The following is an 18,338-nucleotide window of genomic DNA, read 5'->3' as shown; positions in this document are numbered from 1 at the left end:
ACGACACCGGTGCATCTCGTGCCATTCGCCACTACGCCGGCCTGAACCCCGCCGCTGCCAACGCAGCCCGCCTCTCCTCCGATGCCAGCGCGTCGAGAAACGCCTGCACCGCGGATCGCCGCTTGCGCGCCGTCACCAGCGCGAAGTCGTAATGCTCTTCGGCGAGCGGAATGAAGCCGAGCCCGGAGGCGTTGGCGACCGGCGCAATCGTCATGCCCCAGTCGGCGCGATGCTGCGCCACCGCGGCGGCAACCGCATTGTGCGAGCGCGGCTGATTCCAGTAGCCGTCGGGCCGGCTGCCACCGAGCAGGCGATCGATCAGGATCCGGGTACCGGCGCCGTGGTTGCGGTTGACCATGATGCAGGCGGGATCGGCGAGCGCCGTGCGCACCGCCTCCTCCGCACTCAAACCGGCAAAGCGCTTGTCGTCCTTGCGGAACACGATGCCCTGCATGCGCCGCCAGCCCGGCACCAGCTCGAGACCATCGGCCAGATACGGCGCGTTGTAGGTCTCGGTCTTGTCGTCGAACAGATGGATCGGCGCGAGATCGCATTCGCCGCGCCTGGCGGCCGCAAGCCCGCCGAGACTGCCGACCGCGATCGAGCGCACCACAAGCCCGGCATGTGCCAGCGGTGCGGTGACGAGATCGAGCCCGATGCAATGGCTGCCGACGATGACGAGATCGGGCACCCGCACATGCGGCGTGAACAGCGTCACCTCGGCCTCGCTGCCGGCCGGCAGCTGGTCGGCTAGCGCCTCGATCTTCAGGAAACCGTCGGCCTGCGCGAACGAGGTGATCGCGCCCGAACCCTTGCCGCTCGGATAGGCGATCAGGCCGTCGGCGCCTTCGACCAGCGACACCATCACGAACTCGGTGCGCCCGAGCTCGGAGGCAATGCGCACCGGCACCTTCGCCGCCACCTTGGCATCGGAGCGCGGCGGCAGGCCGGCTATCCGCCGCAATACCGGCACGATCATGTCGTGGAAGGTGAACATCGCCGAGGTCGGAAAGCCCGGCAGGATGATCACCGGCTTGCCGTCGCAGACCGCAAGGCACAGCGGCTTGCCCGGCTTCAGCGCCACGCCATGCGCGATAATGCCGGGCTTGCCGAGTTTCGCGATGATCCGGTGCGAGACGTCGCCGGCGCCCTTCGAGGTGCCGCCCGACAGCACCACCATGTCGCTGTCCGCCAGCGCTTTGCGCATCGCGGCTTCGAGCATCGCCTCATTGTCCGCGATCGCGCCGAGGAACGACGCTTCGCCGCCATTCTCGGCGATCGCCGCGGTGACGATCGCGCCGTTGGTGTCGTAGATCGCGGCCGGCCGCAGCCTTTCACCCGGCTGCACCAGCTCGTCGCCGGTCGAGAGGATCGCAACGCGCGGACGACGCACCACGGCGACTTCGGCGATGCCGCAGGCTGCGAGCATGCCGATCTCGCGCGAACCGACGATCGTTCCCGCGCGCAGCAGCGCCTCGCCGCGCGCGATGTCGAAGCCGGCATAGGACACGAACTGCCCGGGCGACGCCGCGCGCCGGACCTCGATCGCATCCTTGCCGGCGGGCTGGGTGTGCTCGACCATCACGATCGCATCCGCTCCGCGCGGCACCGGGCCGCCGGTCGCAATCGCGGTCGCAGTGCCCCGCAGCACCGGCAGGGCCGGCGCGGTGCCGCACGAAATGGTCTCGCCGTTCAGCGTGAGCTGCACCGGCGCGCCCTCGCCGGCACGCGCCAGATCGGCCGAGCGCACCGCAAAGCCGTCGACATTGGAGCGATCGAACGGCGGCACGTCGATCGGCGCCACCACGTCCTGCGCCAGCGCGCGGCCGAGCGCGTCGGCGAGCAGCCGCACCTCCGACGGCAATTGCCGCGGGAACAGCGCCGCCTCGAAGCGCGCGATCGCCTCCTCGCGCGACAGGATGGTCAGGAACTGGTCCTGCTCGACGGATGGGTTGGGTTTCGGCGTGAATGGTTGGGTCATATCGGGAACTCACTCCCGCAACAGATAGGCATCGACGACCGAGCCCGCAGCGAAGCCTTCGGTGGAGCCGGGCACGATCAACAGGGCTTCGGCGCGCGCGATGGCATCGAGGGACAGCTCGGCGATCGCGAGCATGGCCCAGTGGCCCTGCTGGCGCGTCAGCAGCACCACCTCCGCCATACCGACGCCGGAGGCGATCTTGCGTTCCAGCGGCAGCGCCAGCGTCTTGCGCGGCTGCCGGCCCGACAGGCGGTCAAGCAGGGGAAGCGCGATCGCCCACCAGGCCGCGAAGGCCTGATCCGGCGCGCCCGGCAACGCGATGACCGGCGTCGCATCGATCCGGCCGACCGCCATGGTGCGCCCGGGCTGCAGGGCGATGCCATGTGCGATCAGTGTCCCGCGCGTTGCCAGCGCATTCACCGCCGCATCGCTGCGACCGACGCCGGTGCCGCCGATCGTGATGATCAGATCGCAGCCGGCGGTCTCGAGCGCGCCCGCAATCGCCGCCATATCCGGCGCCACCTCGGTGCAGACGATTTCGGCGCCGGCGAGGCGCGCGGTGTCCGCGATCAATTGCGCAGCCAGCTCACCGTTCGAGATATTGACGATGCGCAGTCGAGGCCGGCGCACGCGCAACAGCTCCAGCCCGGCAGCACGCGCGAGCAGCAGGCCGCGCGGCAACAGCGGCTCTCCCGCTGCGACCACGGCACGCCCGAAAGCGATGTCGCTGCCGGCACGCCGGACGCCCTGCCCAGGGATCGCCTCAGTGAGCACCTGCGCAAGCGGACCGGAGGTATCGACTGCATCGGCATCGACCACGCAGTCGGTGCCGTCGGGCATCGTAGCACCGGCCTCGACCCAGACCGGGGGCGCGGTCAGCGGCAGCGGCGCATAGGACGACGCGCCGACCAGATCATCGGCGCGCATCGCCCAGCCATCGCTGACCGCGACATCCTGCGGCGGATAGGGGCGCAGGGCCGGCATCTCGGCGGCAATGCAGCGCAAGGCATCGGCCGGCGGCAGCTCGACCGGCTCGACCGGCACGAGGTCGCGCAGCACGGCAGCCAGCGCCGCATCGAGCGGGGTGAGCGAAGCGGGAAGGCGCTGGGCGGTGACCATGGCCCGCTATGGACTGAATCGGCGCCGAAAGAAACCGCCTCGCGTCGGTCCGCCCTTGCGTCATTAGACCGATGGCGCGTTGACGCGGCCCCTGAAGTAGTTGCAAAAGAAACCAATATGACCGGGTTCCAGAGACCCGGCACAACCATAAATGGCCAATGCGCCAATTCAGGAGGGACACAGAATGATTGCCACCAAACTAGCCATGTTCGGGACGCTCGCGGCCGCGCTGCTGGCCTCCTCGGCCGCATCCGCGCAAGTATCCGACGACATCGTCAAGATCGGCGTGCTGACCGACATGAACGGCCCGGCCTCGACGCCGACCGGACAGGGCTCGGTGACCGCCGCGCAGATGGCGGTCGACGATTTCGGCGGCAAGGTGCTCGGCAAGCCTGTTACGGTGATCGTCGGCGATCACCAGCTCAAGCCCGACATCGGCGCGACCATCGCGCGGCGCTGGTATGACGTCGATCAGGTCGACCTGATCGTCGACGTGCCGGTCTCGGCAGTCGGGCTCGCGGTGCAGAACATCGCCAACGAGAAGAAGAAGCTGTTCATCACGCACTCGACCGGCGCGACCGATTTCCACGGCAAGTTCTGCTCGCCTTACGCGATGCAGTGGGTGTTCGACACCCGCGCGCTCGCGGTCGGCACCGCGCAGGAGGTGGTGAAGCGCGGCGGCGACAGCTGGTTCTTCATCACCGACGACTATGCGTTCGGCCATTCGCTGGAGAAGGACGCCTCAGCGATCGTGACCAAGAACGGCGGCAAGGTGCTCGGCGCGGTGCGGCCGCCGTTTGCGACGCCCGATCTGTCATCCTTCATCCTGCAGGCGCAGGCCTCGAAGGCCAAGATCATCGGCATTGCCGGCGGACCGCCGAACAACACCAACGAGATCAAGACCGCCGCCGAGTTCGGCGTGTTCGCCGGCGGGCAGCAGATGGCCGCGCTGCTGGCACTGATCACCGACGTCCACTCGATCGGGCTGTCGGCCGCGCAGGGCCTGCTGCTGACCACCTCGTTCTACTGGGACATGGACGACAAGACGAGGGAATGGTCGAAGCGCTATTTCGCCAAGATGAACCGGATGCCGACGATGTGGCAGGCCGGCGTCTACTCCTCGGTGACCGCCTATCTGAACGCGATCAAGGACAGCGGCACCGACGATCCGCTCAAGGTCGCGGCCAAGATGCGCGAGAAGCCGGTCGAGGATTTCTTCGCCCGCAACGGCAAGCTGCGCGAGGACAATCTGATGGTGCACGACCTCTGGCTGGTCCAGGTCAAGACCCCGGCCGAGTCGAAATATCCGTGGGACTATTACAAGATCCTGGCGAAGATCTCCGGCGAAGACGCATTCGGCCCGCCGGACCCGGCCTGCGCGATGGCGAAGAAGTGACTGCGCAGCAGTCATTCCGGGACACGCCAAGCGTGAACCCGGAATCTCGAGATTCCCCGGTGCGCAATTGCGCACCTGAGGTTCGCGCTCCGCGCGCCCCGGAACGACTCTGCATCGACGCGACGGCGCGTCGATGCAGAGGTCACTTCCCCACCCCGATCTCGCGGAAATATCTGAGCACGCCAGGGTGGATCAGGTTGATGTCGGGCGCGGCGGCGACGGTGTTCGCTGCCGTGGTCTCGCAGGCCTGGGCGAGCTTCCTGCAGAACTCCGCTTCGACGCCATGCAGGGTCTTGGCCAGCCGGTAGGCGACGTCGTCGGGCAGGCTGTCGCGCATCAGGACGTAGCTCCACGAGCCGATCGACGCGATTGCTTCGGTCTGCTTCGGATAGCTGCCGGCCGGAATGGTCAGCGGCTTCAGGAAAGTGTGCTTGGCGCGGACGCGCGCAATCTCGTCCGCGGTCGGCGCGATGAACCGCGCCCCAGTCGCACTCTCGGCGAGCTTGGTGAAGCTTGGCCAGCCGATCCCGGCGCCCCACAGCGCGGCGACGCGGCCATCTTCCAGCATCGCCGGACCATCGCCGGCGCGGTCGAGATAGATCGATTTGAAATCCTCGTCCTGCTTCAGCCCGATGCCGTCGAGGATGTAGCGCGACAGGATCGGGATGCCGGAGCCCCTGGCGCCGAACGCGACCGATTGGCCGACCAGGTCCTGGATCGTGCGGTACGGGCTGTCGGCGCGGACCACGAACATGCCCGGGGCCGAATACATCGCGGTGAGGATCTTCAGTTTCGTCGCCGGCGGCCGGCCCATGCCCTTGAAGGCCTCATAGGCCGGCTCGCCCGCAACCGTTGCGATATCGACGCTGCCGGCCTCGAGCAGCGGGATGTTCTCGTTGGAGCCCTTGGTGTTGCGCGGCTCGATCGACAGCGTCGGATCGGCCGCGTTCATGACCTCGGCGAGCGCGTTGCCGTACAGCGGAAAGCCGCCACCCGGCGTCGCCGTGGCGAAACTGATCGTGGTCTTCGAACTTTCCTTGGAAATGGTCTCGGAAATGGTCTTGCCCCCCTCCTGCGCCGCCGCGCCGCCCGCGAGCAGCAGCGCGCCGGCGCAAATCATCACAGCGAACTTCATTCCCGCGCCTCAAGCATTGCCTATGAGCCCGACTATCGTCGCACGGGCAACGTCGTAGGCAAAGCCGGCGTTTTGTGAAACCATGACGGCAACGGTCACAAGAAAATGACGGGAGAGACGATGTTCCGGTTCGCGCGTGCTGCGTTGCTTGGTTTGATGTGTTGCCTTGCCTCGGGTGCCCCCTCCTCCGCTGCCGACTATCCGAATCGTCCGGTACGCTGGCTGATCGGCTTTGCCGCCGGCGGCCCGGTCGACATCGTCGCCCGCATCATGAGCCAGTGGCTGTCCGATCATCTCGGCCAGCAATTCGTGGTCGAGAACCGCGCCGGGTCCGGCGGCAACATCGCCGCCGCCGCCGCGATCAACGCGCCGGCCGACGGCTACACGCTGCTGTTCGTCGCGCCCAACAACGCGATCTCGACCTCGCTCTACAAGAAGCTGCCCTACGACTTCCTGCGCGACACCACGCCGGTCGCCAGCATTATGCAGCTTACCAACATGCTGGTGGTCTCGAACGCGATGCCGGTGAAGACGGTTCAGGAGTTCATCGACTATTGCAAGGCCAATCCGGGCAAGATCGCCTACGCCTCATCCGGCAACGGCACCTCGGTGCACATGTCGGCCGAATTGTTCAAGGCGATGACCAAATGCGACATGCAGCACGTGCCGTATCGCGGCTCGGCGATCGCCTTCCCGGACATCATCTCCAACAAGGTGCAGCTGATCTTCGACAATCTGCCGTCGGCGCTGGAGCAGTCGCGCGGCGGCAGCGTGCGCGCGCTCGGCGTCACCTCGCCGCAGCGCTGGCCGGGCGTGCCCGACGTGCCGGCGATCGCCGAGACCGTGCCGGGCTTCGAGTCGGTCGGCTTCTACGGCATCTCGGCGCCAAAGGGCACGCCGCCGGAGATCGTCGATATCCTCAACAAGGCGGTCGGCGAGGCCCTGAAGGACCCCAAGCTGGTGGCGCGCCTCGCCGAGGTCGGCGGCATCCCGAAGCCGATGACCCCGGCCGAATTCGGCAAGCTGGTCGCCGACGAGACCGAGAAATGGCGCAAGGTCGTGGAGTTCGCCGGCGTCTCGGTGGATTGAGGACGTTGGGCAGGGAGCCGTCCGGTCCCCCGGGGCGCCATTGCCGAAACCCGGCGCAGCCTGTAAACGGAGCCCGCACCGTTGCCGGCCGCGCCATGCGGCCCGCAAGGCGGCGGGGCCTGTAGCTCAATGGTTAGAGCCGGCCGCTCATAACGGTCTGGTTGCAGGTTCGAGTCCTGCCGGGCCCACCAAAAGATCAATGGGTCAGTCGGTGCTATTTTGCAGCGCCGCCGAGTCTCCGCACCAGAAACCGCCTGCTTTGCCGCTGATGGCCGTGGTTCAGCGCCGGGCAGGCTGGTGCTGTTTGCTGCGCAGACGGCCAGTTGCCCCGGTCCCTAGTTCGCAGAAGGTGCAACCCGCTCGGCGTGGCCGTCCAATATCGGGCCGAATGCCTCCCACCGCTCGCCAGTGAAGCGCATCATTTGGACCTGCTCGATCGGATAGAAATCCGTCTGGCTGGTCTTCACGCGAATGCCGGGAATCAAGCCATCGATCTCGAAATCGAGGTTGGCGACGACCTTCATGACGTTGTCGCGCGTGAAGTTATCGCCGCAGCGCTTGAGCACCTCGACCAAAGCGTTCGATGCGATGAAGGCGATCATCGCACCGCTCTCTGAACGATTTGCTTCAGGATAGTATCCTGCCATGAAGGTGCGGAAGCGCTGCATGCCCGGGCGACCATCCCATTGCGGATCCGTGACATCCATTTGAAAACCAGCGCTGCGAATGCCTTTGGCATGATCGAGCCCGGCAGGTTTCAGCACGGCTCCGACGGAGACCGATATGTTCGTGACGATATGGACCGGGTGCCAATCGAGCTCGGCGATCTTCTTGATCGCCTGAGCCGCAAATTTCGGAGTTGCAAGGTCGAGGAAGATATCGGGATTGGCGGTCTTGATCGCGACCACCTGCGAGTCAACACTTGGCGTCGTGGTTTCATACGGCGTACTGGCAATGACCATCCCGTCGTATTTGTCGCGCAACACATCCTTCAAGCCCGATATGTAGTCCCGCCCAAAATCGTCGTTCTGATAAAGGATGCCGATTTTAGCGTTGGGATGTTGCTCGAGAATATACGCGGCATAGACACGCGCTTCAGCGCGGTAGCTGGGTTGCAAGCCAATCGTCCATGGAAAATGCTCGGGGTCGCCCCAGCGCGAGGCGCCGCTCAGGACGAAGAGCTGCGGCACGCGCATGGTGTTCATATACTTCTGAATGGCGGCATTGGTGGCGGTGCCAAGCGGCGCAAAGATCAGAAACACTTCATCGCTCTCAACCAACCTTCGTGCCTGCTCCATGGTCTTGGGCGGACTGTAGCCGTCATCATAGGAGATGAAGGTGATCTTGCGGCCGTTAATGCCGCCATTGTCGTTGATCATGCGGAAGTAAGCGCTCATCGTCTTGCCAATGATGCTGTAGGCCGAGGCCGGACCGCTGTACGGCATGATGTTGCCGATCCTGATCTCGGTGTCGCTCACCCCTGGGCCGTACTGCTTTTCCGCGGACGCACTGCCGACGAGCAGGCATAAGCCTGCAAGAGCCGGCATTAATGTTCTAGCGAGATGGAGCATCGGATATTCTCCTGGCAGTAACAGTCCGGGATCAGATCGAGGCCGCCATCAGCGCCGCGACCCGGCTGACGATCTCGGGAGCGCGCAGGGCGCTGGACGGCTTCACGAGGTGGCTCACCTCACTCATGGTCTGATGCACGGTTGCATCCTCGGAAGCGAGCCGCAGCAGCCCGGAATTGAAGTTCAGCCGCTCCTTGAAATCCTGCGGGCGCTGGCCGCGTGTCTCCTCGTGGATGAAGTCGCTCTCGGCCGTCGCCCAAGGTGCAGCGAGGAAGTCCTGAACGACCTCGAAAAAAGGCCATGCGATTCCGCTGAGCGGATCGGCATTCGACATTCGCGCCTCGATAAGCCGTCTCAGCGCACCGGCTTGCTGCGCGGCGACACTCATTCCCTGGCCGAACGCCGGATTAAATCGGCAGATCACATCGCCGAGCGGCAGCAGACGGCCCGGAAAGCGTTCAAGCGCCTCGAAATGCTGGCGGATGCTGGAGGGAAAGCCGAACCGGTAGATCGGTCCGACAGGCCTTGCGCGAGCAATCGCGTCGTGGATCGTCTGCGTTCGCATCGTCCTCGCAAAAGCGATGAACTCCGCGACGTTTCCAGGCACCGACTCGCCATGAAGGGTCGTCAGGTTGACGTGCCAGCGATTGTCCTCGACCGGGACAAGTAAGCCGCCACGGCAGTTGCGGACGGAAGGCCGATGCAGCACCGCCCGCCAGTCGGGCGGCGCCTCGGACGGAATCTCGAACATCGCCGTTGCGTAACGCAGATCGATGCCGATTTCCGTCTCTTTGGGTCTCGGCAGGCAGACTCTATCCAGAAAATCCAGTGTGAGCGCGCCACGCGACGACGCGTCGACGACCAGATCAGCCGTAAGCTCATGGCTCTGCCCGGTCCCACGCTCGTAGCGCACGCCCGCCACCGCGTCCTTGCCGGGCGCCTCCAGAAATCCCGTGACGCGACAATGCGGGTTCAACGTGATGTTGCTCTCTCGCTGGACAAGGCGCCTCGCCACGCATTCCAGGAGTGGCCGCGTCATGCTGAGATAGTCGAACCCGAGATCTCGCCGCGGAAACGGATCGAAGCCTGGCAATTCGAGCAGGGATTGAGAGCCGACCCGCACGCGAACGGCGCCGGCGCGCTCGAGCTCCGTTTCGAAATCCGGCAACAGCTCGCTCAGCGCGTCGAGGCCGCCTCGGAGCAGAACATGAATTTGCCGGGCCTGGGGTGTGCCACTGCGTGCGATCGGCACGGACGGCAGCGCGTCACGTTCCAGCACCGTGATGGTTTCGAAGGACGAGGACAAAGCTTTCGCGGCGGCGAGCCCGCCTATGCCGGCCCCGACAACGATTGCATGCCGGCCGATCGATTTTGGCATGCTCCCTGCCTGCCCGTTGCGTCGAACATTCGCTTGCCATGGCCTTAAGCGGTCATCGCCAAGCAATCTTGGACTAAAGGGAAGACCGGCTTGGACAGAAGTGCCCTGTTTGCTAGACTGGTGAGCGGTCTGTACCGGCCCTTGCAGCGGGATGGCTGATGATGATTTCGGCGCCAGACTACACTGTCGTTCGGTTCTCAAGCCGCGCTTTGCCGGAAGAAGCACGGGGCAAAACGCTCGAAGAGCTGCATGAGCGCGGTTTGCTGCCGACCAAATTTGTCCGCTACGGCAACGCTGTGTCGCGGATTGATCTTGTCAACCGCACGATGCCCGGGCTCCGCATCCTGACGGCGGGCTATAGGAGCATCCGCCGCGAGGGTGTGCGGCAAGAAGGTGACCACCTCTATCTCTGCATGACCCTGACGGGAACGACCGTGGGAAGCCGGCGCGGCCGCGAGATGATGCTCAGTGACGGAGATGCCGTGCTGATGACGAACGAGGAGGCCGCTTGGACCATGACCTCGCCGTCATCCGTCAAGATCGCTGGAATCCGCGTGCCCCGGTCTGCAATTGCGCCGCTTGTTCCCAAGCTCGAAAATACAACGATGCAACGCATAGCGCGTGATACAAGCGGGCTGAGGCTGGTCAGAAAGTATCTGGGTGTCGTCGCCGACGATGAGGGGTTGGCAGCGCCAGGCTCGCGGCGCCTCATCATCAGCCATTTCTATGATCTCGTCGCGCTGGCACTCGGGGCGAGCGGCGACGCCAAGGCGTTTGCCGCGGACAGAACGGTAGGCGCAGTCCGGCTGGCCGCGATCAAGGCCGACATCGTGGCCAATCTCGATGATAGCACGCTGAACGCGACGATGGTCGCGACGCGCAATCGCGTGACGGTGCGCTATCTGCACAAGCTGTTCGACAACGAGGACGCCACCTACTCCGAATTTGTTCTCGGCCTGCGCTTGGCGCGGGCCTATCATCATTTGAGAAGCCCCCTCCATTCGCGCCGCGCGATCAGCACGATCGCCTTCGATGTCGGGTTCAATGACCTGTCGTACTTCAACAGGGCGTTTCGCCGGCGCTACAACGCGACGCCATCGGAGATCAGGGAACGCGCGACGACGGATTAGGGGCCGCCCCCGAGACCGGCTCGACGTTGGTCCGGGAGCGCCCCAGTTTCGCAGTAGGCCACGTCTCATCGAGCGGGGTAAGGCGCGCCGGCGCGACTTCGGAATAATAGAATAATACAGCTGATTTGCCTGACATGTCAAGTTGCCGTGACGACAGGCGCACGATCGAACACCCGGCTACCGCCGGCTCCTTTGCATGGGGTTGTTTTCCATGTTTTGGCGGTGCGCCCCTGTGGAGGCAGGGTATCGGCGATAACCTTGGCTTGTCCCGGGGCCGGGTTCAGGCGCGCAGCCGCAACGAGATCTCGGTGCTGGCGAACGTCTTGTCCGGCGTCAGCACCACCATGTCGACGACGGTCATCGAGCCGGGCTGGCTGTAGACATATTTGACGTGCCAAAGCGGCCCGATATCGGGCGAGATGACAAAATCACCGGATTCAAGCGCTCTGGCGATCGTCCTGACCGCCTCGCTGTTCTTGATCGGGAGCGAAAACACCGCGTCCATCAGCGCAGCAAGGCTGACGCCCTCGGCAAGGAAGGTGCGTGCAACATTGTCCCCGTGCGCCTCTCGAAGGGCCGACACGATCGCGGCGACTGCTTCCGGGTTCCTCACACGACGGGCCTTGTTCAGCAGAGTTCGCCGGGCCCTGGACTCACTCGGGCCGGCTCCAGGCATCTTATAATGCAGGAGACCGCCCGTTGGTAAAGTTTTCGAAGTGCGATTCGTTTCGGCGATGCCGCTTTCGTTGACACGCCTTCAACACACCGCCGGCCACGGTCCGGTTGGGGATTCGAGAGCCGCGATCACCATTTCAGCGCTGCCGTGCGGACCGGGTCGTCCCACAATGCGGCCGTCTCGGCATCGAGCAGGCTTACGGTGAGCGAGCAGCCGGCCATATCCAGCGAGGTGACGTAGCTGCCGACCAGCGAGCGCGCGATGCGCAGCCCGCGCTGCTCGAGCATGCGGCGCGCCGAGTTGTACATCAGATAGAGCTCGATCATAGGCGTGCCGCCGAAGCCGTTGACCAGCAGCAGGGCCTCGGAGCCCGTGGGTGCCGCGAGGTCGTCGGCGATGGCGGTCGTCATTTCCGACGCGATGGCGTCGGCGGCTGCGAGCTTGACGCGGCGGCGGCCCGGCTCGCCGTGGATGCCGACGCCGATCTCCATCTCGTCCGCGCCGAGCGTGAAAGTCGGCGTGCCCGCGGCAGGCACTGTGCAGCTGGTCAGCGCCACGCCCATCGACCGCGTCCGCGCATTGACGCGCTCGCCGAGCGCCACGCAGGTCGCAAGGTCGGCGCCCTGCTCGGCGGCTGCGCCGACGATCTTCTCGACGACCAGCGTGCCGGCGACGCCGCGGCGGCCGGTACTGTAGGTCGATTTCTCGACCGCGACATCGTCGTCGGTGACGATGGTGGCGGTTCGGCCCTCGGCGATCTCGGCCGCCATCTCGAAATTCATGCGATCGCCGGCATAGTTCTTGACGATGAACAGCACGCCGGCATCGCCCGCGACCGCCTGCGCGGCCTCGATGATCTGGTCCGGCGTCGGCGAGGTGAACACCTGGCCGGGACAGGCGGCGTCCAGCATGCCGTGGCCGACGAAGCCGGCATGCAGCGGCTCGTGTCCGCTGCCGCCGCCCGAGACCAGCGCCACCTTCTTGCGGTTCAGCTCGCGGCGGCGGACGAATTTGCGCTCGGCGCCCAGCGTGACCAGGTCGGCATGCGCGGCCGCAAAGCCATCGAGGCTCTCTGCGAGAACGTTGTCGACTGCATTGATGAACTTCTTCATGGTGTCCTCCCCGCCTCGTTCGGCGTTTTCGCCTATTTTTCCCGCATGACGGCAATCAGGCGCCTCGTGAACTCCTGGAGCAGCGCGTCGAGCTCGGCATTGCGCTTGGCGCTGCCGAGATCCGGCAGATGCAGCGTCAGCGTCCGCTCATGCGATCCCTCGCTCAACCGGCCGACACGGCGCGGATGCGCGCGGGCATAGGCGCGCAAAAAAGCCGTCTTCGCCTGCGGCGGGAAGTGGCAGACGTCGAAGATCGTGTTGAGATGCTGCACCGGGATCGGCACCGGATAGGCCGGGTTGCTGATCTGGCTGACGAAGCTGCGGTTCTTGCCCATCGCATGGGCGAGCCGCAGCCGCATGCCGGACGGGCGGCTCTCCAGCACTTCCTTGAAGATGCGCTTGTAGACCGCAACGGCGCCGGCTTCGGGCGCTTCATCGGCCGCCGTGTCAGCCAACACTGCCTCCGCTGCTCAGCCGGTCGATGGTCTGCTTGATCTGCGCCAGGGCTGACGCATTCACCGACAATTCGCGCAGCCCGCAGTTCAAAAGCGCTGGGAGACAGCGCGGGTCGCCGGCCATGTCGCCGCACAGGCTGACGCTGATGCCGGCGCGGCGGCCGTGCTCCGCCGTCCGCGCGATCAGTTCGAGCACTGCGGGATGCAGGGGATCCATCAGGGGGGCGAGAGCTCCGTTGGAACGATCGCAGGCCAGGACATATTGCGTGAGATCATTCGAGCCGATCGAGAAGAAGGACGCCTTGAAGCTCGTAATCGCAAGGGCCGCCGCCGGGACTTCGACCATGATTCCCAGCTCGGGAAGCATCGCGGCAATGCCGTCCGCCTGCAAGCGCTGCACGATGTCGGCGAACAGCTTCCGCCCTGCCTCGAGCTCGTCGGCCGACGTCACCATCGGGAACATGACCTTGAGATTGCCGCGCACCGCGGCGCGGGCCAGCGCGCGAAGCTGGACGGCAAAGATCTCCGGCCGGGCCAGGCAAAGCCGCAGGCCGCGCACGCCGAGGAACGGATTGGCCTCGCCGTCCGGCGTGAAACCGGGCACCGGCTTGTCGCCGCCGGCATCGAACGTGCGGACCGTAACAGGCCGCTGGCCGGCCCAGCGCAACACCGCATCATAGGCCTGCAATTGGGTCTCCTCGTCGGGCAGCTCGCTCCGACCCGCGAGCAGGAATTCGGTCCGCATCAGGCCGATGCCGTCGGCATATTGCGCGTCCGCGTGATCGAGGTCGTCGACGCGCTGGATATTGATCAGCAGCTTGATGTGCTCGCCACGCCACGAGGCCGTCGGCCGCCGCAGGATGGCGCGCGCCGATGCCCTGCTCTTGCGATGGCTCTCGCGCCGCTTCTCGAAGATGCGCACCTGCTCGGCGCTGGGATCAAGCTCCAGCGTTGCGCCCTCGCCGTCGAGCAGCGCCGTGGTGCCGGCATGCGGAATGGCGCCGAGCTGCACCACCATCGGGATGCCGCGCGCGCGCGCCAGCATCGCGACATGGCTGGTCGGACTGCCGTGCAGCAGCGCCAGGCCGCCGCCGCCGGACCAGTCGATCTCCAGGAAGCGCGACGGCGGCAGGTCATCGGCACAGACCACGCCGCCGCTCGGAATCTTCAGCGGCTCGCCCGCGTCGCCGCGCAGGATGTGGACCACACGGTCGCGCAAATCCGCAAGGTCCGACGAGCGAGCCTGCAGATACTCATCCTCTGCCGCATTGTACTCCGCGATCTGCTCGTCGAGCGTCGAACGCCATGCGACGTCGGCCGGGCGCCCCTCGCCGATCGACGCGAAGATCGCCTCAATCAGATCCTCATCCTCGAGCAATGCGACCTGGAATTCGAGGATTTGCGCGGCTTCGCCGCCGGCGCTGGCGGCAAGATCGGCAATCTGCCCGCTGGCGAGATCGATCGCCTTGCGCAGCGCGAGCGCCTCCTCGACCAGCGTGCCGGCGACCCGCTCCCCCCCCGCGCCCGCGTCGACACGGACCAGCGGGCCATGGGCAAAGCCGATCGAGGCGGTCCTGCCGCGGTAAGCCAGTCCTGCAACGCCGCCCTGCATGCTAGCCCGCTCCATCCGGAAAATCGCTGGCGACCAGATCGACCAGCGCGGCGACGGCGGCCTCGGCGTCGCTGCCGGACGCCTTGAACTCGATCGTGCTGCCGTGCGCGGCGCGCATCGCCATGATCTTGGCCACGCTCTTGGCATTGATCCATTCGGGCGCACCCGCGACTCGCACCGAGATCTGGGCCTGGAATTTCTTGGCGAGCTTGGTCAGCTTGACCGCCGGGCGCGCATGCATGCCCACCGCGTGCACCAGCCGCACATTGCCGGTGAAGTTCTGTCCGTCCGCTTTATCAAGCATGCTCATCATCCATCATCGCATCGCCAACATTTTCAGTCGGCAGAGAGTTCTTCGGCCACGGCCTTGACCTGGGCCAGCGTGCTGCCGCCCGCCGCTTCAGTCGCCGCCATCACCGCGCCCTCGACGATCGGCGCGTTGCAGACAACAACGAGATCGCGTCGCGCAGGCTCCAGCATCTCGACCGCCATTTCACTGTTGGTTTCGGCACCGCCGAGATCGACGAGGACCGCGACGCCCTTGGGTGACCAGGCGGCATTGATGGCGTCGATGATCAGCGGCACGCTGGTGCCCAATCCGCCGTCCGGATTGCCGCCGCAGAACGCCACCTTGACCTCGCTGCCGACCATCTGCCGCACCATGTCCGCGGTTCCCTTGGCGATGTCGCTGGAATGCGAGACGATCACGATTCCCACGGTGTCGGTCATGCGCGTGCCTCCAGGCCCGCGCACACCGCCTGCACGAGCACACAGCTCGACCGCGCGCCGGGATCGACATGCCCGACGCTGCGTGCCCCAAGGAACGACGCGCGTCCCTTGGTGGCCTGCATCGGCGCGGTCCGCTCGACCGCCTCGATCGCGGTGCTGCGCACCCGCGCGATCAGATCCGGCTGGCCGGCCGCCGTCTTCAACGTCTCGAGCACGGGAACCAGCACATCCAGCATCGTCTTCTCGCCAACCTGCGAGCGGCCGCGCGCGCTCACCGCGTTCACAGCGCTGCCGAACACATCGGCGAGATCCTCGGGCAGATGCTTGTCATGCGAGAGCGCCTCGCCCGCAGCCAGGAAGAAGCTGCCATAGAGCGGCCCGGAGGCGCCACCGACCGTCATCACCAGGGTCTTGCCGATCATCTTGAAGGCCTCGTCGAGCGGCTGTGCCGAGATGGCGTCGAGCTTGCCGAGCACGGCCTCGCAACCGCGCTTCATGTTGGTCCCGTGGTCGCCGTCGCCGATCGCCTGATCGAGGCTGGTCAGCTCCGGCGCGCTGGCGATGACCTGCTCCGCGGCCGCCTTGACCAACGACTTGAATGTCTCTGCTGGCACCGACATCTGTTCGATCCTCTCGCCCCCTCTAATGAACCGCCGTGGCAATGCGCTGCCCGGCACGGTCGAAACACAACGGATGCACCAAATGCAAGTCGACATCCTGGCCGGCCTGCAGCGGCTGATGCGGATCGGCCAGCGTCACCAGCGTCTCGCCCTTATAGTCCAGGTGAATATGATTTTGCTCGCCGAGGTGCTCGACCCGATGCACGCGGCCGGTCATCTGCCCGCCATTGCGCGCGGCGAGCCGAAGATGCTCGGTACGGATGCCGACCGTTTCGGTTCCAGCCGGCATCGCGACATCGGCGAGCAGGCGCGCCGGCAGGAAGTTGATCTGCGGCGTCCCGAGCCGCGAGGCGACGTAGCTGCTGGACGGGCTCTCGTAGATCTCCCGTGGCGTGCCGAGTTGAAGCAACTGGCCGTCCTTGATCACGCCGATGCGCGAGGCCATCGTCATCGCCTCGACCTGATCGTGGGTGACGTAAAGGATCGTGGCGCCCAGCTCGATCTGGATCCGTTTGAGCTCGAGCCGCAGCTCCGCGCGCAGCTTTGCGTCCAGCGAGGACAGCGGCTCGTCCATCAGATAGATCGAGGGATCGCGGACCAGGGCACGGCCGATCGCGACGCGCTGCATCTCGCCGCCGGACAGCCGGGTGGCGCGGTTGTTCAGCTTGCTTGCGATATGCAGCAGCTCGGCGGTCTGCTCGACGCGCTTGCGGATGATCGGCTCCGCCACCCGCCGCGCCGGCGAGCGCAGCGGAAACGCCAGATTGTCGTAGACCGTCAGATGCGGATACAGCGAGTATTGCTGGAACACGAAGGCGATGTCGCGTGAGCCCGGCGGATTCCGCGTCACGTCGCGCCCGTCGATCATGACCGAGCCCGTATCCGGGCTCTCCAGTCCGGTGATCAGCCGCAGCGTCGTGGTCTTGCCGGCGCCGCTCGGCCCGAGCAGCACCAGGAACTCGCCATCGTTCACCGTCAGCGACAGGTCGCGGACCGCTTCGACCGCGCCGAAGCGCTTGGTGACGTTGCGCAGGGTGACGTCAGCCATGTCGCAGGCCCTCGTTGCTCGCGGTCCGGATCGCAAGGCCGCTGCCGATGTCGAACAGCGCCAGCCGTGCTGCGTTGAATTCGAGGCCGATGGTCTCGCCGATCCGCACCGACGCACTCGACGGCAGCCGCGCCGCGACCCGGCCATAGGCCGTATCGACGGTCACGATCTGGGTGGTGCCGAGATATTCCGCGCCAAACACCTCGCCGCGCACAGCGCCGGCGTCGGCGAAGCGGATATGCTCTGGACGAATGCCGAGCGCCAGCGGCGCGCTGGCGCGATCCTCGCGGATCTCCGGCACCGCAAGCCTCGTGTCGTGCAAAGAGACCGCGCGATCGCCGGAGCGCAGGCTGCCCTCGAAGCGCAGGAAGTTCATCGGCGGCGAACCGATAAAGTCGGCAACGAACATGCTGGCGGGTCGGTCATAGACCTCCTGCGGCGTGCCGATCTGCTCGACCCGTCCCTTGTTCATGACGGCGATCTGGTCGGCCATCGACATCGCCTCGAGTTGGTCATGCGTGACGTAGACCGTGGTCGCCTTGATGCGATCGTGCAGGTCGCGCAATTCGCCGCACATCAGATGGCGGAATTCGGCGTCGAGCGCGCCGAGCGGCTCGTCCATCAGGAATGCCTTCGGCCGCCGCACCATGGCCCGCCCGAGCGCAACGCGCTGCCGGTCGCCGCCCGACAGCTTCGAGGTCTTGCTCGACAGCAGATGCTCGATCCGCAACATCCGCGCGGTCTCCTGCACCCGCTCGCGGATCTCGCGCCTCGCCATGCCCTGGCACTTCAGCGGGAAGCCGATATTCTCCCCGACATTCATGTGCGGATAGAGTGCGAACAGCTGGAACACGAAGGCGATATCGCGGGCGGCAGCGCGGTGGAACGTGACGTCCTCGCCGTCGAGCAGGATCTTGCCTTCAGTCGGCAATTCGAGGCCGGCGATCATGCGCAACGTGGTGGTCTTGCCGCAACCGGACGGCCCGAGCATCGCGAAGAACGTGCCGTCGTCGATCGTGAAGGTCGAGCCTTCCACCGCGGTGAACTGATCGAACGACTTGCGCAGATTTTCGATGCGGATCTGTGCCATGGCCTATTCCGGAAAATGACTGACTATGACGAAGCCGACCGTGCCGGAGAGGATCGTCACGAAGGAGTAGCTGTAAAGGTCGATCGACCACGGCTGCACCAGCATGATGATGCCGCCTCCGATCAGGGTCATCGCGACGGCCTCCCACGGCCCACGCCGGAACCAGCGCGCTACGCTACGTTTGGCAACCACAGAGC

18 protein-coding genes and 1 tRNA gene are annotated in these 18,338 nt (G+C 65.7%); 4 read left to right on the top strand and 15 right to left on the bottom strand.

The features are described from left to right. Positions 1-31: 31 nt before the first annotated feature. Both ACVIW0_RS08455 and ACVIW0_RS08450 read right to left on the bottom strand, forming a co-directional pair. Positions 32-1,981: a molybdopterin biosynthesis protein gene (locus ACVIW0_RS08455; RefSeq protein WP_461351900.1), complete on the bottom strand. Its 1,950-nt coding sequence runs from the start codon at positions 1,979-1,981 to the stop codon at positions 32-34. A 9-nt stretch (positions 1,982-1,990) separates the two neighbouring features. Continuing rightward, positions 1,991-3,100, bottom strand: a complete 1,110-nt coding sequence (locus tag ACVIW0_RS08450) for a molybdopterin-binding protein (RefSeq protein ID WP_461351899.1) — start codon at positions 3,098-3,100, stop codon at positions 1,991-1,993. 184 nt (positions 3,101-3,284) lie between these two features. Here ACVIW0_RS08450 and ACVIW0_RS08445 point away from each other — a divergent pair, with 184 nt between their 5' ends. Beyond that, the gene (locus ACVIW0_RS08445) at positions 3,285-4,496 is read left to right on the top strand and encodes an ABC transporter substrate-binding protein (protein WP_461351898.1); all 1,212 of its coding nucleotides are present in this window, start codon (positions 3,285-3,287) and stop codon (positions 4,494-4,496) included. A 142-nt stretch (positions 4,497-4,638) separates the two neighbouring features. Here the strand turns inward: ACVIW0_RS08445 and ACVIW0_RS08440 are convergent, their stop codons facing one another. After that, complete coding sequence (locus ACVIW0_RS08440; RefSeq protein WP_461351897.1) at positions 4,639-5,631, bottom strand: TAXI family TRAP transporter solute-binding subunit; 993 nt, start codon at positions 5,629-5,631, stop codon at positions 4,639-4,641. 120 nt (positions 5,632-5,751) lie between these two features. Between ACVIW0_RS08440 and ACVIW0_RS08435 the strand changes: the two genes are divergently transcribed. After that, the gene (locus tag ACVIW0_RS08435) at positions 5,752-6,720 is read left to right on the top strand and encodes a Bug family tripartite tricarboxylate transporter substrate binding protein (protein WP_461351896.1); all 969 of its coding nucleotides are present in this window, start codon (positions 5,752-5,754) and stop codon (positions 6,718-6,720) included. A 115-nt stretch (positions 6,721-6,835) separates the two neighbouring features. Then, positions 6,836-6,911, top strand: a tRNA-Ile gene (locus tag ACVIW0_RS08430). Positions 6,912-7,055: 144 nt separating this feature from the next. Here the strand turns inward: ACVIW0_RS08430 and ACVIW0_RS08425 are convergent. Both ACVIW0_RS08425 and ACVIW0_RS08420 read right to left on the bottom strand, forming a co-directional pair. After that, positions 7,056-8,291, bottom strand: coding sequence for an ABC transporter substrate-binding protein (locus tag ACVIW0_RS08425; RefSeq protein WP_461351895.1), 1,236 nt, complete (start codon positions 8,289-8,291; stop codon positions 7,056-7,058). Positions 8,292-8,322: 31 nt separating this feature from the next. Beyond that, entirely contained in the window at positions 8,323-9,669 is a 1,347-nt protein-coding gene (locus ACVIW0_RS08420) for an FAD-dependent monooxygenase family protein (RefSeq protein WP_461351894.1), read from the bottom strand. 158 nt (positions 9,670-9,827) lie between these two features. On the opposite strand from ACVIW0_RS08420, the gene ACVIW0_RS08415 reads away from it, so the two are divergent. After that, positions 9,828-10,799: a helix-turn-helix domain-containing protein gene (locus ACVIW0_RS08415; RefSeq protein WP_461351893.1), complete on the top strand. Its 972-nt coding sequence runs from the start codon at positions 9,828-9,830 to the stop codon at positions 10,797-10,799. Positions 10,800-11,079: 280 nt separating this feature from the next. Here ACVIW0_RS08415 and ACVIW0_RS08410 read toward each other — a convergent pair whose 3' ends face one another. The 10 genes from ACVIW0_RS08410 to ACVIW0_RS08365 all read right to left on the bottom strand — a co-directional run bounded on the left by ACVIW0_RS08410 (position 11,080) and on the right by ACVIW0_RS08365 (position 18,273). Beyond that, on the bottom strand, positions 11,080-11,382 hold the full coding sequence (locus ACVIW0_RS08410; RefSeq protein ID WP_461351892.1) for a hypothetical protein: 303 nt from the start codon (positions 11,380-11,382) through the stop codon (positions 11,080-11,082). 221 nt (positions 11,383-11,603) lie between these two features. Further along, positions 11,604-12,587, bottom strand: a complete 984-nt coding sequence (dhaK, locus tag ACVIW0_RS08405; RefSeq protein ID WP_461351891.1) for a dihydroxyacetone kinase subunit DhaK — start codon at positions 12,585-12,587, stop codon at positions 11,604-11,606. A 32-nt stretch (positions 12,588-12,619) separates the two neighbouring features. Further along, positions 12,620-13,045, bottom strand: coding sequence for a hypothetical protein (locus ACVIW0_RS08400; RefSeq protein ID WP_461351890.1), 426 nt, complete (start codon positions 13,043-13,045; stop codon positions 12,620-12,622). Continuing rightward, entirely contained in the window at positions 13,035-14,654 is a 1,620-nt protein-coding gene (gene ptsP, locus ACVIW0_RS08395) for a phosphoenolpyruvate--protein phosphotransferase (protein ID WP_461351889.1), read from the bottom strand. Before ptsP ends, ACVIW0_RS08400 begins: the two co-directional genes overlap by 11 nt. Position 14,655: 1 nt before the next feature. Then, on the bottom strand, positions 14,656-14,958 hold the full coding sequence (locus ACVIW0_RS08390) for an HPr family phosphocarrier protein (protein ID WP_461351888.1): 303 nt from the start codon (positions 14,956-14,958) through the stop codon (positions 14,656-14,658). A gap of 32 nt (positions 14,959-14,990) precedes the next feature. Next, a complete protein-coding gene (gene dhaM / locus ACVIW0_RS08385; protein WP_146989240.1) occupies positions 14,991-15,383 on the bottom strand; it encodes a dihydroxyacetone kinase phosphoryl donor subunit DhaM in 393 nt (130 codons plus the stop codon). After that, complete coding sequence (gene dhaL, locus ACVIW0_RS08380) at positions 15,380-16,003, bottom strand: dihydroxyacetone kinase subunit DhaL (RefSeq protein WP_461351887.1); 624 nt, start codon at positions 16,001-16,003, stop codon at positions 15,380-15,382. Before dhaL ends, dhaM begins: the two co-directional genes overlap by 4 nt. A gap of 22 nt (positions 16,004-16,025) precedes the next feature. Beyond that, positions 16,026-17,051 (bottom strand): ABC transporter ATP-binding protein, encoded by a 1,026-nt coding sequence (locus tag ACVIW0_RS08375; protein ID WP_461351886.1) that lies wholly within the window; start codon positions 17,049-17,051, stop codon positions 16,026-16,028. After that, complete coding sequence (locus ACVIW0_RS08370) at positions 17,044-18,141, bottom strand: ABC transporter ATP-binding protein (RefSeq protein ID WP_461351885.1); 1,098 nt, start codon at positions 18,139-18,141, stop codon at positions 17,044-17,046. Before ACVIW0_RS08370 ends, ACVIW0_RS08375 begins: the two co-directional genes overlap by 8 nt. Positions 18,142-18,144: 3 nt before the next feature. Beyond that, on the bottom strand, positions 18,145-18,273 hold the full coding sequence (locus ACVIW0_RS08365) for a hypothetical protein (RefSeq protein WP_461351884.1): 129 nt from the start codon (positions 18,271-18,273) through the stop codon (positions 18,145-18,147). Positions 18,274-18,338 lie beyond the last annotated feature (65 nt).

It is taken from the genome of Bradyrhizobium sp. USDA 4454 (genome assembly GCF_054822705.1).
The sequence above is the reverse complement of the archived record's forward strand: the minus strand, read 5'-3'. Positions and strand labels throughout refer to the sequence as shown.